The sequence below is a fragment of the Paenibacillus ginsengarvi genome (genome assembly GCF_003626695.1).
In the GTDB taxonomy this organism is placed as follows: domain Bacteria; phylum Bacillota; class Bacilli; order Paenibacillales; family NBRC-103111; genus Paenibacillus_AB; species Paenibacillus_AB ginsengarvi.
Map to the genome: position 1 here is coordinate 23,091 of NZ_RBAH01000024.1, position 14,855 is coordinate 37,945.

The window sequence follows — 14,855 nt, forward strand, 5'->3', positions numbered from 1 at the left end:
TATTTGTGATACGGTTCACTTATCACCAAAAAGGCGAAATCGCATGGCGCCGCAGCACGTAGGTTTCGCCTGAATTGGGGCATCTTCTGCCTATTGAACGCAACTGCATCTTATTCTGAATCTCGTCAAAACCTCTGATTATCACTTATGCATGACCTCACCAGTACGAGCGAAACCATACAGGAGTGCCTATACCGTCACCATATTCGGCGGATCTGACACCGACCCCTAGGATCACAACAGACCGGAAGTTAGTATAGCATCGATCCTAGGAGTGCCGATGGAGGTGTTAATTATGACTAAATCATTTTGATTTCGAGCAGCTCATACTGAAGATTGCCCATCGGCGCGTTTACGTTAATTATATCCCCTACCTTTTTGCCCAAAAGACCCTTTCCGAGTGGGCTTTCGTAAGATATTTTGTTCTCCGCTACATTCGCTTCAGCCGGACCGACAATGCGGTATTCAATCTTCTCGGCAAATTCAATATCATTCAAGATCACATAAGAACCTACGCCGACTTCATTCAAGTTCACACTGTCCGCACTCACGACTCGTGCCCGCTTTATCATCCGCTCCAGGACCAAAATCCGGGTTTCCATGTGCGATTGATCATCCTTGGCAGAGTGGTACTCACTATTTTCTTTAAGATCGCCATAACTAATCGCCACTTTCAATCGCTCCGCCAATTCCTTACGCTTGACCGTCTTGAGCTCGTTGAGTTCTTCCTCTATCTGCTCCAAGCCCTCTTGCGTCAATATTACTTCATCTTTTTTCATAGTTTCAGCCCTCATTCCCTGTAGTCTATACCATATTACCTTACTTGGAGTGCAATAGCTAAAATAGTTATTGGATATTAGGATGGCAGAAAATTGACTTTTCACTATGCTTCGGATATCACAAGGGTTTCGCTTGGCAGACTAGCCCCTTCCATGCCCGCCACTCCATGTAGAATCAAGTCTTTTTTTACACCCAAAAGGGTATAAAAGCCGTCTCTTCGTAAAACTCTCTGTTGCGCAGTGGCCGTTCTCCCATACTGGAGGCATAACAGCGCCAAACTGTTCCCATTGCTCACGCTCCATTCATTAGCGTAACAAATTTCTTAATTTAACCTTTGAACTACTCGTTCAAGAATAACTTCGTAATTCGTAGGTTTTCCATATCCATTATTTACTTGTCGAACGAAATCAGATCGATCTCTCGCGAATAACCGTCACATCCCACCAAACGATACGTCGAGCCCCCCTCCCCGGCCTTTACTTCATCGAGCCGTTTGCAGGTTACTGCCGTGATCGCCATGCTGCCGAACCGATCCCGCGACCGATCTTGAATGTAATGGATGTTTTTGGAGGCACTATCATAAATCAATGAAACAATAAGCGGATCACCCTCAATCGTATGCGACGTCAGACGGATCCAGTCTTCCGTATCCTCATGCACACTTCGCACGAAAGCTTCGATCTTCTTCTTGTCCGGGCGTCGTTTCATCAGATCGCCGTTGCGTTCCGCCATCTCGTACGTATACGGATCGGGCAGAACAGGTAATGGCGCCGAGCTGACCGAGATCGCTCCCTCCCGCTCGTCATACGACACCTTCCCGCCAAATTGCTCCGTCAGATACCGGATCGGTACATAAGCATGACCGCTATAATTCAGAATCACATATTCCTCCGGAAGCTTCTTCTGCTCCCCGTTCAGCCACAACTTGACCGGAAACAAGTCGACTTCGATCTTGCCAGTCGCATAGGCGAACGGCGACAGCGCCAGAAGCAATCCGAACAGCACGCCGATCGCAAATTTCTTCATCGTCACCACGCCTCCCACGTTTTTCCGTTTATACGCGGAAGGAGGCTTTTTGTTGCGTCAGTGGCGTTCCTAGAGATTCGGACCCTCGACGAACTGTAGATAAGCAAAACGGTCCCTCAACTCCATACCAAGTTATTATTCAAAATTTTACGCTTCCGAATCCATGAGACCGATGAATTCCCGGATCGGCTGTCGTCTATATAAACGAAGGCATTAAATGAACACAAACTAATTTGACGAAGAGGTGTTTTGAAAATGGCATTAACGTCCGCATTCACGAGCTTCAACCTGCCTGTAAAAAACGTAGAACAATCGAAAGCGTTCTTCACCGGACTCGGATTTGAGCTCAACCCGCAATTCCCCGATAACGAGAATTCGGTAGCCTTCGTGATCGGCGACAACCTGCAGGTCATGCTGATTAATCAAACATTCTTTAATACGCTCACGGAGAAGGAATCCGTCGATACGAGCAAGTATGCGCAGATGACGATCGCATTGGCCTTCGAGAGCCGGGAAAAGGTCGATGAAATCGTGAATACCGCGGTCTCCTTGGGCGGGAAATTGCACGCTGAACCTGAAGATCATGGGTCCATGTATCATTGGGGCTTTGTGGACTTGGACGGCCATCTGTGGGCCATTAACTCCATGAACATGGATGCGGCACAAGGTTAAGGCTAACGGAGAGCACGCTCGTACTAGGGTTCATAAAGAAAGACGCCGGGCATCTTCCCCAGCGTCTTCTTCGCGATGATTAGTTTTGTTCGGTATAGGCTTTGAAATTGTCCAGGATCGCTTGCCAGCCTGCTTGCTGGAATTCGACAGGATTGGAGCTTTCCGCGTCGAACGTTTCAATGACCTTCGTCTCATTCCCTTGATCGACGAATGCAATATCCACTCTTCTTCCGTCTTCCATGGTGTAGCCGATCGCCTCATGCCGATTCACGACATCGTAGACGCCGCCAAAATCAAAGCCCATGCTGCCATCCTTCGCTTCCATCCGTGTCAGAAACTTGCCGCCGACCCGCAGATCGTTTTCGGCTCTCGGCGCATGCCAGTCCTCGGACGCTTGATTCCACTTTGTGATGTGATCCGGCTCGGTCCAACAGCGCCATACCTTCTCAACAGGGGCTTGGATAACGGCTTGCACGGTTACTTTCGTCGGTTGACTCGTTTCCATTTTAAATAGACACCTCTCTCATGATATTCGTCATTTGGTTATTCTCAATAATATAGACGTAAGCCAATGACGAAATTCATTGGTCCATTCGCTCAGGCAGCCCAAATCGCGAAAATAATGGCGTATGAATGAAGTTTTGAACGTGCAGGATTTGATTTTCTTTGGTTTCGATGACGTGGATGCCCCAGGGTACCAGGCCAGAGCCCTCTTTGCCCGGCATATACTGGGCCAACGCCGGATAACCGCCATTCACCGTAATGGGCACCAATCGCGAACCTTCGCAATGCCAGCGAGTAAGCGAATAGAAGGCGGACAAATCTTCCTTGCCGCGGATCCACATCTCGAAGGGCGGCATCGACATGCAGCCTTCCTCGTGGAACAACGCGACGAGCGCAGCAATATCGAATTGCTCGAAGGCCTCCACATACCGGGACAGCAGCTGCTGCTCCGGTTGAACGTCCATGCTGCTGAGCTCATCCGAGCGAAGCTGCGCCCGGTCCATCGTCTCTCGGGCTCTTTGCAAGGCGCTGTTCACCGCTGCCGGCGACATCGCCAACGTTTCCGCGATCTGCTTGGAGGACCATTCAAATACATCCTTCAAAATGAGTACCGCGCGCTGCCGCGGAGGCAAGGTCTGCAGGAGAGCGATGAAGCACAGCCGAAGGGTATCTCTGCGGACGAGCCGATCCTCCGGATTGCCCCCAAAGTCGGGAGACGGCCAGATCCAGGCAGAGTCCGGCAGCGTGTCGCGCGGCTCGACGATGGCAACGGCCGGGTCGAACAGGTCAACGGGAAGCGCGCGGCGTTTAGATTGTCTCAGCTTGTCCAAGCACAGGTTGGAGGCAATCCGATAGACCCAAGTTTTGAACGAGGAATCCTGTCTGAACGTGCTCCAGCTCTGCCAGACCCGAATACTCGTCTCCTGAACGGCATCGTCCGCATCGTCCATGGAGCCTAACATTCGGTAACAGAACGAGGTTAAGCCCGGCTTCATACTTGCAAATAATGGTTCGTCAAATGCGGTCTCGTTCATCGTGGCCTCCCTTAACGATCTCCCCGAAGGGCGGTACCTTTATTATATGCAATGAAGCGGACAGCCTCAATCCGAAAAAATAGGCAGGATTATGGGTTCATTTATCATGGGCCTCCAAGGACTTGGACGGCCATATGTGGGCGATCAACTTCATGAACAATACTGCGTCGGAAGGCCAGGGATAACGAAGAGCATCAACGATAAAATATAAATCCAAAGACGGTGAGCACATATGCCCGGCAATTTCATCGTTCTCGCACAACAATCGTTTCGAGTGGTCTCCACTTTCTCGCTTAAAAATACTTCGGTCACCCATTCGCAAGCATGCCGAGAATTTGCAGGATTTCAAGATTGCACGGATACCGGATTGCATGGGTAGCAATTCTCGTCATTCCCACCTCGATTTCCTTCTGTTTTTTTATAAGTTCCCTTTCTCTCGCAGTAAAAAAGAAATTCGGATTTAATCCGAATTGAGACACCATTTCGAAAAAACGCGCCTTCCTTGGTTTTCGCTACCCTTTGTTTATCGATTGGGCAGGACAATTGCAACTTTCCAATGTTTGGAAACGTATATAGGGGGGGGGGGGGGCTGCAGACCGAAGAAATGCGAAGTGATCCTAATGAAATATAAAACAGGGGCTTTGATTATTATTTTGCTGCTCATCGTAGCAGTTGGAATCATGTACCAAAATAATAAGACAAAAACGCCATACGTTAAGCAGTTTCCGTTTTCTGTAAAAATCGAATCAGTGGATTCGATCGGCATAAACGAAGAATTGTCCGTGGTAGCAGTGATTAGAAATACAACTGACCAAACTCACATGATTCAACATGGCATTACAGTATTTAAATTTTTGGTGTTTGACATTAATGGAAAGCTACTAAATACTTCTAAACGACCATCTGTTATGAAAGATACTACCGTGGAAGCCAGCGGTACCATAGAAGAGAAGTTCAGTTACATCTTTAAGGAACCCGGAATTTACTATGTAGAAGCAATCGCTGATATTTCCGTTTCAAATGGAGAACCGTATCAATTAACAACGGATAAAAAGAAAGTTACAATAAAATGAAATAAGGCGCACTGGACCTACTTTTATGACTCGAAGGCTGCATCGTGTAGAGAGACCGCAACACCGGGCAGGTGGACATCGGTCCAATCGTGTAAACACCTAAACACCGCAACAAACCACAACCCCCATGCCGTTGTTATCGGACGGCCGGAGGTTGTGGTTTCGTTTTGACGGCTTTATTTGCGCGCCGCCAACGTTTCTTCTATTTTTTGTTCGTCGCCTCTCTCGGCGATGCGAGGAAGGTTAAAATCCGCTGGCCCGCAGCGCGTCAAACCGGACCCAAATGTTCTGCGAATCCGGGTTTTTCTCCCCTGTCGCCCGTATTTCAATCGTATGCGCACCAAGCGGCAAAACGCCCGTATCGAACACGACGTACTGGATTTGTGCAGTGCCTCGCCTCATAAAATCATACGTCGTCCGGTAAATGCCATCCACATAAATGTCGCCCAAACCGCCGTTGGGCGCCAACGTTCCGAGCACCTTTGCCCGCGTCCCATAAAACGGCACCCGCGCGGTCGCGCCTTTCGCCGTGCCGATCCATTCGCTGCCGCCGTACAGGCTGGCGCTCGTCGTCGTCGTTCCGGAGCCGGAATACATCACGAACGGACTCGTATTGTCGATCGCCGCCAAGTTGCGCGGGATGATTGCAATCCGCTCCGACGCCGCGGACACGTTGCCGGCGCCGTCGATCACGTATGCCACGTACAGGCCGGAGGCGAAATCGGTCGTGTCCAGCGCGGCCGCGATTCCCGCCGCAGCCGTCGCCCGCGCGCCGTACACCGCCCCGCCAACCGTGACGACGGACGCCGCTTCAATCGCCGTCCGCGTCGCCGCCGTACCGGCCGGGACAAGATGCAGCACCCCGTCGCGCGACATCGTCGCCGACACCGGGTCGCCGATCGCCGCCGCCCCGTACGTCACGCCGGACAAAACCGGCACCGGCGACCGTTGCAGCGTCACGTCGACGGACGTTGTCTGTCCGTTCTCCACGACGAATACGTCAGACAAACCGTCCACGTAATCCAGCTTCGTCGCGGCAAGCTGCCAGCTTCCGCCCGGCGCGTTCGCGATCGTGTAGCGGCCGTCTCCATCCGTTGTCGCCGCTGCGACTTCCGCTTGCCCGACAAGCCGCACGACCGCTCCGGTCAACGGAGCGCCCTCCTCGTCGTACACAGTCCCCGTTACAGTGCCGATCGACTCGTATCCGTTGACCAGAAGCGCGTCGAACCGAATCCAGTTGTTCAGCGAGTTTGCCCCGATTTCTCCCTTGGACACGATGTTCACCGTATGTGCGCCAAGCGGCAAAAGCCCTGTGTCGAATACAACCGCCTGGTATTGCGCGGTGCCGCGCTTGACGAAGTCGTAAGTCGTCCGGTAAGCGCCGTCCACGTAAATGTCCGCCAAGCCGCCGTTCGAAGCCCTTGTGGCGAGCACTTGCCCCCGCGTCCCGTAAAACGGCACCCGCGCGGTCGCGCCTTTCGCAGTGCCGATCCATTCGCTGCCGCCGTACAGGAGGCTGGCGCTCGTCGTCGTCGTCCCGGAGCCGGAATACATCACGAACGGACTCGTATTGTCGATCGCCGACAGGCTGCGCGGGATGATTGCAATCCGTTCTGACGCCGCGGACACGTTGCCAGCGCCGTCGATCGCGTATGCCACGTACAGGCCGGAGGCGAAATCGGTCGTGTCCAGCGCGACCGCGATTCCCGCCGCAGCCGTCGCCCGCGCGCCGTACACCGCCCCGCCGACCGTGACGACGGACGCCGCTTCGATCGCCGCCTGCGTCGCCGCCGTTCCGGCCGGGACGAGGTGCAACACCCCGCCACGCGACATCGTCGCCGACACCGGGTCACCGATCGCCGCCGCCCCGTACGTCACACCGGACAAAATCGGCACCGGCGACCGTTGCAGCGTCACGTCGACGGACGTTGTCTGCCTCGTTGTCACTTCGAATACGTTAGACAGCCCGTCAAAATAATCCAGCTTCGTCACCGCAAGCTGCCAGCTCCCGTTCGGCACTTCTGCAATCGCGAAGCGGCCGTCTTCGTCCGTCGTCGCAGCGACTTCCGCTTGCCCGACGAACCGCAAGACCGCTCCGGCCAAAGGAGCGCCGCCTGCACCGTATACGGTCCCTGTTACAGTGCCGATCGGCTCGAATTCGCGGGCATCCCGGTAAGCCGTCACCGTGTAGACGGCGGAACTGCCGTCCGAAGCGGAAACGGCGAGCGACAGCGGATTGGCGCCGGGCTGGAGGGCGAGCGGGATCGTCGCCCCGCTGCCGTACGTTTGCCCGCCAACCGTGATGACGGCGTCGGGCCGGTACGTCTGTGCCGTGACCGTCAGCGCGGACACGTCCTCGCCTACCAGCACGGCGTAGTCGTGCGTCTCCGGCGCAAACGGTGGGCTCAGCGTGCCCGGGCCGACCGCAAGCCCACTCAGCGCGGCGGCGGATGCGATCCGCTGCTCCGCGGCCGCGTGCCGGTACCCCGTCGCCTGCACGACGATCCAGGCCGCGCCTTCTCCGGCCGGCAGCGCATCCGCAGCGAAGGCGATGCTGCCCGGCGAGACGGTATATTGGCCGCTCGCCAGCGGGACGCTGGCAACCGTCACGCCGGATATCTCGCTCCGCCATGCGGCGGAATCGGCGAACGTCATGGCGAACGCCTGCCCGGGATAGATCGGCCCGGCCGCCGCCTGTAAAGCCGGAGCGTCGGGCAGCGACTCCTTGATTTCCAACTGGATCAGCCCGAATTTGTAGTTGCTGGAGCTTGCATTTTTCCCGTCGCCCACCAGTGCGATCCGGTGCGTGCCCGCCGTTAACGGCATCGTCCCGATCGTCTCGAACGCGGTGCTCGCTCCGCCGATGCTGCTGTAGAAGTCGTAGGTCATGAGTTCCGTGCCGTCGACGCTAACCTTGTACTTCCCGTAGCTGCCCGCCTTGAACGGTTTGATCCCGATGGCGTACGCGGCGTCCTCCGCCACCTCGAAGTCGAACGAAATGCCTTGTCCGGCCGCATTCGCCTCAAGCTGCACCGTATTCGAATCGGTAACGTACAGCGTCGGCACCGTCTGCTCCGCGATGTTCAGATCGACGATATTGTACGTTTGCAGCGACCGGGACTGCGACGACATGACAACGCTTGCCGTCTTCGTCACTCCGTTCAACGTCACCTCGACGCTAACCGTAGCGGTTCCGTCACCGACCGCCGTGACGTTTCCGCTTGCGTCGACCACCAGGACGTCAGGATCGCTGCTCGTAAAAACCGTTTCTCCCGCGGACAACACCGCGGGACTGCCGTCCCGGTTCACCCCGTACACGGCCAGCGAAACCGTCTCGCCTTTCGGCAAATCCCGCTGCGGCGCTTCCACCGTGACGGCTGGCAGCGGATTGCGGTCCAGCGCTTCCACGTTGGCGATTTTGAACGTATGCGCGCCGGTCCAGCTTTTCGCCGGATAAAACATCATCTGCGACGTCCCGTCCGCTTTCAGCTCGAATCCGGGATCGTATTCGGCCAGGACGATCGCCGTTTGTCCCGCTACACTGCGGATGTCCCCGATTTTGTAACCGTTTGTTGTGCCATCCGGATGCGTCACGATGACATACTTCCCTTTCAGCGTGGCGGCTTCCGCCGGATCGATCGGCGTATTCGTCACGATCGCGTCGTACGGTTCGCCGTTTGCTTTGCGTTTCGTGCCGGTAATCGTCCCGGTGATAGAGCCTTGCGCGCTGATCTCCTTGCTTCCCTTCTTCAGTTCGGTCCCGCCGACGAGGTACATGTTCTGTACGACGCCGTCCTCCACCCGGATAAAGCCCATCTCACCGCGCATCGTAATATCTCCGACAACAAGCGGCTGATCCGGGTGCTCCGGCAAGCTGAGCAAGTAGTCCGTGATATCGCCGTACGTCACCTTAACCGCCACTGCGCCTTCCGGCGCCTGGCTTGGCTCCAGCCGTTTGATCGAATCGATCTTCGACCCGGCAGCGCCCGTATACGGCTCCAACGCCGTCACGAACGTGCTGTTCAAGTTGGCTCCATCCCGTCTCAACACCAGCTTCGGCATGTCGTATTGGACCGCTTCGTCGTTCGTGTCCTTGCTTTTCCCGGACAGCCGTGTGGAGCGGATGGAAGGAGAGCGGGCCAAGTAAAGCTCGTTGCTTCCTTCCTCCAACAAACCGGTAATTTTCAGGCTTGCTTTGTCCGCGCCATTGTCGGATGTCTTCAGCGTCACTTCGTACTTGTCGCCCGACAGTTCGGCCTTCTGCACATCGTTCACATAAATGTAGGCGGGATAGTTCCCTGCCGCCGTGCCGCTCTCGTTGAATGTTTCGGCCTCGTGCACTTCCGTCCCCGGCGGCAGCAAATATGGGCCATACGACTCGAGCGGCAAATCCGTCTCGAATTCGGCATCGCGGTTCGCGTCGCCCTGCAGCGTGTACTCATGGCGGCTGCCACCCTTCACGCGGAACAGATCGAGCACGTAGCCTTCGCCGCCATTCCCGCCAGCGAACGGAACGAACCACGGCTCCCGGCTGTACGTTTCCGTCTCCGCGTAAGCGTTTTCTTCGCTTGCCCGCATCGCCTGGAACGTGCCGACGGAAGCGAAGGCCTCAATCGCCCCGCCGTCTTTGCCCGCGCCGGCCGTGGTCATGTTTTTACCGTTGACGACGACGGTGTTGTGACCAAGCGTGGACAGCGTGAAATAGCGGTATTTCGTATACGTGTACCCGAGATCGGGCAGCAATTCCTGGCCCTGCGCGTACAAATTCAAGTTCAACGGATCGTAGTGTGTATGCCCGGACTTCGGCGTAAACTCCAGGTAAAGCTGTGTCCGGTCCGCGCCCGTTCCGCCGGACAGGCGGCCGATGCCGGCATTGGGCAGCAGCATAGAGCCGACGTCCGACCGCGGCGCCTTCGCTTTGTCCGACGCCCACGAATCCTGGACAGGTAGCAGTTGGCCGTTCGGGAAGGAAAGCAGGTTCGGGATTTCCTTCGCCTTGCCGATGATCGGAAAATCGTTATACATATCCAAATTGTCGAAATGCAGTCCCGAACGCGGTGAAACGTACCCGGTCGGGTCGCTGTACCCTTGCAACTGCCCGATTGCCAAATTCAGACCGTCGGTCGACTGCACGTGGTAAGAGGGCGCCACTTCGTACCAGAAGCCGTCGGACATATACCGCCTGTCGACGTATTCCCGCATCCATTCCACCACGTTATGAATGTAGTCAGACTGCCCAATCGCCTTGCCGGCGTCGATCAGGCCGAGCCATTGGGTATAGTCCATATTGCCGAGCGTCGTCGGATAGCTGAGCGCATAATCGACGGACGGCATCACTACTTGCTCGACCAGCTTCTTCTCGACGTCTTCCCCGACTTCCTGGCTCAGCACTTGCAGGGCGTCCGTCTTCTTCACTTCCATGTAGGCTTGCAGGAGCGGGCGCAGATTGTTCAGGTCGGATACCGACCAGCGGCTCCACATGCCGCCCCAATAGTTGAACGGCGGGCCGGAGGTGATGTTGATCGGATAGTTGTACCAGTTATAATCGGTCGTCGGCACGTAGCCTTCGTACACTTGCGCGAACCGGTACAGCAGTCTTGCCGCTCCGAGCGGATCGGTTTTGGCGATCGCTTGCGTCTGGTTGAGTGTATACGCTTTTTGCAAATACCACAGATGCGCGGACAAGAAGTACCGTTTGCCTCCCGCGTCTTGGTAGTACGGGTATTCCAGCGTTTCCCCTTTCCGGTTGACGGCGGTCACCGTGCCGGATTCCGGATACTGCGCGTTCGGATACGCCGTGCCGGTTTTAGGCGCAACCATGCTTTTGCCGTCGGCGGACAGCGTATACAACCCGTCCGGATTCAGCTCCGGCATTTCCGGCAAGCCGGCGAAGCGGAAGCCGACCCGATCCGGGATCAATTCGAGTATGTTCGCGACGGCCGCCGAGGCGGGGGCCGGCGTTACCGCCGCGACATCACCGGCAGGCGGCGCCTGCTCCGCCGCCGCAATACCCGCCGCGATCATGCCGTTCCGGTCGAACGTCAGTACGGCGAACCGACAATCGGCCGGATCGTCTTCGCAGGCCAGTATTTGCAACTGGTACATGCCGTCGCGAAGCGGCCCGGGATGCGAGAAGGTCAGCACGCTGCGGCTTCCTTCCCAAGCGGTCTGAACGTCGTCGAGCGTCGTCACGTTGCCGAGCGGATCTATCCATTTCAGCTCAAAGACAGTATCAATCGGTTCCAGACCGGTACCATCAAAGGACAACCGCTTCGTCGCAAAACCGGTATAGTCGAGCTCCGGTTCGAGTTGCGTCCAAGCAACGCCCTGCGTCGTTCGTTCGAAAAAGACGGAGCCGAGCCGCCCTTCGTCCACGACATTGGCCGGCACCTTTACAGCCCCCGACGTATCCCAGAAGCTCGACGTGCGGATCGGTACCCAGGAGGAGAGCGGCTTTGTATTCAGATGATGCAAGTGGATGATATTCATCCGCCATTCTGCGCCCGGCGAGACGACGGCGGACCCGAAGGCGGATAACGGAATGGCCGCTTCGACCGTAAAGACACCGCCCGCCAACGACGTTTTATGGGAGAAGGCGCCGATTTTCACCCTTTGCGGGTCTACACCGTCGGGCGTCTGGTTCCAGCCCGTCGTGAACGTCCTTCCCGAAGGAGTGACCGGGATGGCCGCCGCATAATGCAGCCCGCCTGCCGTCTGCGGACTGATCACGATCTCGATCCGTTCCAGTACGTCCTTTTCTTCCTCGTCAAACGTTCCTCCTATGTAGAGATTCGTCTCGTCGAAGGCCGCCTTGTAGGCGATGCCGCCAGTCGCCGGCTCGTTGTAATAAGCCGTGCGGAAATCGTCCAGCGGCGCGGCGCCGCTCCATGCCGCCTCATCCAATTTTCCATCGATGACGGGAGCGGCGGTCCATGCGGGAATTACATTCCATTTATTCGTATACACCTCGATCGGAGCTTCACCTTCCTCAGCAATCGTTTGTCCGGCGGCCGATGTCCGATTTCCCGGGCCCAGCAAACCGTACGGCACAATCATCATCAACGCCACGGTCCAGACCATCCATCTGCGCAATTGCCATTCCTCCTCGAATACGTTTATCTTCGAGCGTCTGCGGCTAGCCAACATCAGATGACGGCGACTTCCTCCGCTCTGCCGGTTTCGTGGGAGCGATAGGCGGCATCGACGACGGCGGAGACGGTTTGGGCATACGTTCCCGTTATCGACAGCTCCGAGCCGTGCCCGATGGCGTTCAGCAAATCGTCCCACTGCGGGGCGAACGGTTCGCCCATTGCGCCCGTGTCGACAAGCTCGTAGCCGTTTGCTCCGCTGATCCAAAGCCCTTTTCTCGCCGCGATTTTCAGCGCTCCGTCCGTAAATAGCAGCTCCGTCTCATTGGCCGGCGGCACGCCGCGATAGCCGAAGAGCGAGACGGATGCCGTCGCTCCATGCGAAGTGCGCATAAGCAAGCTGGCGCTTCCTTCGACATTGCCCCGTTCGCCGTAATGCGTCAGCTCCGCTTTTACGCTCGTTATTTGACAATCCGTCAACCACTGGATTTTATCGATCGAATGACTGCCGATATTGATGACGATCCCTCCGCCGGAAGTTTCCTTATCCAGAAACCAGGCCGGACGCTTCTCGTCGTAATAATACCCGTAGCGCCGATCGATGATCGTCACAAGCCGCCCCAGCTTGCCGGACTGAATCAGTTGCTTCGCTTTCACATTTTCCGCAAAATAATGCTGCATATGTCCCACGGCCAGCACGATGCCACAGCGGGCAGCCGCCGCGTTGATGTCCGCGCATTCGCGCGCATTCATCGCCATCGGCTTCTCCAGCAGCACGTGGCACCCTTGCTCCGCGCACCAAATCGCCGCTTCTTTGTGCAAAACATGCGGCAGCGTAATGACGACAATGTCGGGCTTCTCCGCCCGCACCATCGCCTTGTAGTCCGTGTAAGGCCTGATCGCGTAAGCTTCGGCCGCCAAGCGAGCCCGCTCCCCGGCAATATCGGCGACGCCGACAAGCTCGGTTCGTTCGCTTGCCGCAAGCGTCCGCAAATGAAGGCCCGCGATCGTCCCCGCTCCGACAACAACTGCGCGTAAAGTATGCATCTCTCCATCTCCTCTATAAGCCGGGGAACAAGTTTCGACTTGTTCCCCGGACTGCTGTATCTGCTACTTCTGCAAAATAAAACTTCTTCTTTATTTTCTCGCGTTTTCCTCGATGATTTTGGTCGCTTCCTCTTCAATTGTGCGGAACGCGGTGTTCATGTCCGTCTGGCCCTTGACGATGTCTTCGATCTGCTTCGAATACAGGGCTGCAATAGCCGCATCACTGACCGTCATTTCCGGGAAAGCCGCAAATTTATTATAATTGACCGCATTCCAGTTTTTCCCTGCCGGTTTCGCTTCGGTTGCGAATACGCGCTTGATCGCATCCGTCTGCTTCGGCACGAGATAACCAATCTTGGCGAGGTCGCCGAGAACTTCATCCGAGACCATATACTTGATCACATCAATCGCCGCTTCCCGATTCCGGGTCTGGTTCGTCAATCCCCAAAGCGTCGAGTTCATCGGACTGCCGGTTTTCGGCGCTTCCTTAAAGCTCGGCAACGCTACCATATCCCAATTGACTGTTTCCTCCTGCAGCGCCTTGTCGATAATGCCGATATTGGCATTGAACAAAAGCATCGCCGTGTCGCCTGCGGTCAGATTTTTCGCCCCGCCGCTGAACGCCTTGTTGTTCGACCTCAGCGCATCATTCAGCACAGAGTTGCCGTAAATAATCTGGAAGTATGAGCGCCAGCGCTCATCGGTATTGATCGTCGGCTTTTGCGTCTTCGTGTTAACCAACGGGATCGCCAACTGATTCGTTGCCGTCATTATGCCGGTATTTCCGGCGAATCCGTAGTATTGTTTGCCGCCCTCGTTGCGGGTCATCTTGGCTGCCAGCTGCATCGCATCGTCCCAGCTCATCCCGTCCTTCGGATACGCAACGCCGAATTGGTCAAACAACGTTTTGTTGAAAAAAAGTACGTGGTTGATGGCGCTTCCACCCGGGATGCCATACATGCCGCCGCCAGAAATGCTGCGGACGTAATTGACCAGTTGCTGTTCGAAATCCTTCGTCTCAACGCCGGCCTGCTTGAGCAGCGGCTCCATATTGTACTGCAGCTTGTTAGCGACTACGTCGTTCTCGTAGACGGTCGCGGCGCGGCCGATAATATCGATCGGCGTCCCGTTGGTTAGCAGATCGGTAATCGCCGATCCTTTCGTAGCCTGGTTATAGCGGTTAATCTTGTAGTCCGGAAACTTCTTGGCCAGCCGTTCGAGAAATTCCGGCGTAATCGTCGCATCGGGCGTCACGAGATTGATCTCGACCGGACCGCTCGGCTTCGCCGGCGCAACCGGCTCCGTCCCCCCGGGCGTCGCTTCTCCCGCTCCCGATTTACTTCCGTCCCCCCCGCCGCAAGCGCTCAGCATGGCCGCCGTTCCCATACCGATCATGCCCAGCTTCAACCACCTATTCATGTTTTTCATGGGTCAACCCCCTAATTTGAAATTCTCGTTGTAAACTTCCGCCCTGCCTTCCGCTCCCGCTACGGATCTGACAGGAATAAAACACCAGAGCCATCGGTTGTTTCTGCTCCGGAGCCTGACTGGTTGCTTCGCCCGTTTTGTTACCGCTTTCATTTTGCCGCCGGCGCAAGCCGGCAGCGAGGCTGCCGCCAGTACGGCAGCAA

The 14,855-nt window shown here is 56.1% G+C and carries 9 protein-coding genes; 2 read left to right on the plus strand and 7 right to left on the minus strand.

Annotated elements, in window-relative coordinates; all coding sequences use genetic code 11:
- Positions 1-299: 299 nt before the first annotated feature.
- Complete coding sequence (gene greA, locus D7M11_RS26625; protein ID WP_120750303.1) at positions 300-779, minus strand: transcription elongation factor GreA; 480 nt, start codon at positions 777-779, stop codon at positions 300-302.
- A 391-nt stretch (positions 780-1,170) separates the two neighbouring features.
- Positions 1,171-1,806, minus strand: a complete 636-nt coding sequence (locus D7M11_RS26630) for a DUF4362 domain-containing protein (RefSeq protein WP_120750304.1) — start codon at positions 1,804-1,806, stop codon at positions 1,171-1,173.
- Positions 1,807-2,061: 255 nt separating this feature from the next.
- Here D7M11_RS26630 and D7M11_RS26635 point away from each other — a divergent pair, with 255 nt between their 5' ends.
- Positions 2,062-2,478: a VOC family protein gene (locus D7M11_RS26635; RefSeq protein WP_120750305.1), complete on the plus strand. Its 417-nt coding sequence runs from the start codon at positions 2,062-2,064 to the stop codon at positions 2,476-2,478.
- Positions 2,479-2,557: 79 nt separating this feature from the next.
- Here D7M11_RS26635 and D7M11_RS26640 read toward each other — a convergent pair whose 3' ends face one another.
- Positions 2,558-2,983 carry an SRPBCC family protein gene (locus D7M11_RS26640; RefSeq protein ID WP_120750306.1) on the minus strand — a complete coding sequence of 142 codons (426 nt, stop codon included), beginning with the start codon at positions 2,981-2,983 and terminating at the stop codon, positions 2,558-2,560.
- Positions 2,984-3,059: 76 nt separating this feature from the next.
- Complete coding sequence (locus tag D7M11_RS26645; protein WP_120750307.1) at positions 3,060-4,016, minus strand: sigma-70 family RNA polymerase sigma factor; 957 nt, start codon at positions 4,014-4,016, stop codon at positions 3,060-3,062.
- Positions 4,017-4,636: 620 nt separating this feature from the next.
- Between D7M11_RS26645 and D7M11_RS26650 the strand changes: the two genes are divergently transcribed.
- Positions 4,637-5,089, plus strand: coding sequence for a hypothetical protein (locus D7M11_RS26650; RefSeq protein WP_147433506.1), 453 nt, complete (start codon positions 4,637-4,639; stop codon positions 5,087-5,089).
- A gap of 243 nt (positions 5,090-5,332) precedes the next feature.
- On the opposite strand, the gene D7M11_RS26655 is transcribed toward D7M11_RS26650, so the two are convergent.
- The 3 genes from D7M11_RS26655 to D7M11_RS26665 form a co-directional block, all read right to left on the minus strand.
- A complete protein-coding gene (locus tag D7M11_RS26655; protein WP_158606843.1) occupies positions 5,333-12,181 on the minus strand; it encodes a carboxypeptidase regulatory-like domain-containing protein in 6,849 nt (2,282 codons plus the stop codon).
- A gap of 53 nt (positions 12,182-12,234) precedes the next feature.
- Positions 12,235-13,224 carry a Gfo/Idh/MocA family protein gene (locus tag D7M11_RS26660; RefSeq protein WP_120750310.1) on the minus strand — a complete coding sequence of 330 codons (990 nt, stop codon included), beginning with the start codon at positions 13,222-13,224 and terminating at the stop codon, positions 12,235-12,237.
- A 90-nt stretch (positions 13,225-13,314) separates the two neighbouring features.
- A complete protein-coding gene (locus D7M11_RS26665) occupies positions 13,315-14,652 on the minus strand; it encodes an ABC transporter substrate-binding protein (RefSeq protein WP_120750311.1) in 1,338 nt (445 codons plus the stop codon).
- Positions 14,653-14,855 lie beyond the last annotated feature (203 nt).

Bases quoted from the DNA above. Each gene is read 5' to 3' on its own strand.
- D7M11_RS26650 (WP_147433506.1), top strand. From the start codon at position 4,637: ATGAAATATAAAACAGGGGCTTTGATTATTATTTTGCTGCTCATCGTA.
- D7M11_RS26645 (WP_120750307.1), bottom strand. From the start codon at position 4,016: ATGAACGAGACCGCATTTGACGAACCATTATTTGCAAGTATGAAGCCG.
- D7M11_RS26660 (WP_120750310.1), bottom strand. From the start codon at position 13,224: ATGCATACTTTACGCGCAGTTGTTGTCGGAGCGGGGACGATCGCGGGC.
- D7M11_RS26640 (WP_120750306.1), bottom strand. From the start codon at position 2,983: ATGGAAACGAGTCAACCGACGAAAGTAACCGTGCAAGCCGTTATCCAA.
- greA (WP_120750303.1), bottom strand. From the start codon at position 779: ATGAAAAAAGATGAAGTAATATTGACGCAAGAGGGCTTGGAGCAGATA.
- D7M11_RS26635 (WP_120750305.1), top strand. From the start codon at position 2,062: ATGGCATTAACGTCCGCATTCACGAGCTTCAACCTGCCTGTAAAAAAC.
- D7M11_RS26665 (WP_120750311.1), bottom strand. From the start codon at position 14,652: ATGAAAAACATGAATAGGTGGTTGAAGCTGGGCATGATCGGTATGGGA.
- D7M11_RS26630 (WP_120750304.1), bottom strand. From the start codon at position 1,806: ATGAAGAAATTTGCGATCGGCGTGCTGTTCGGATTGCTTCTGGCGCTG.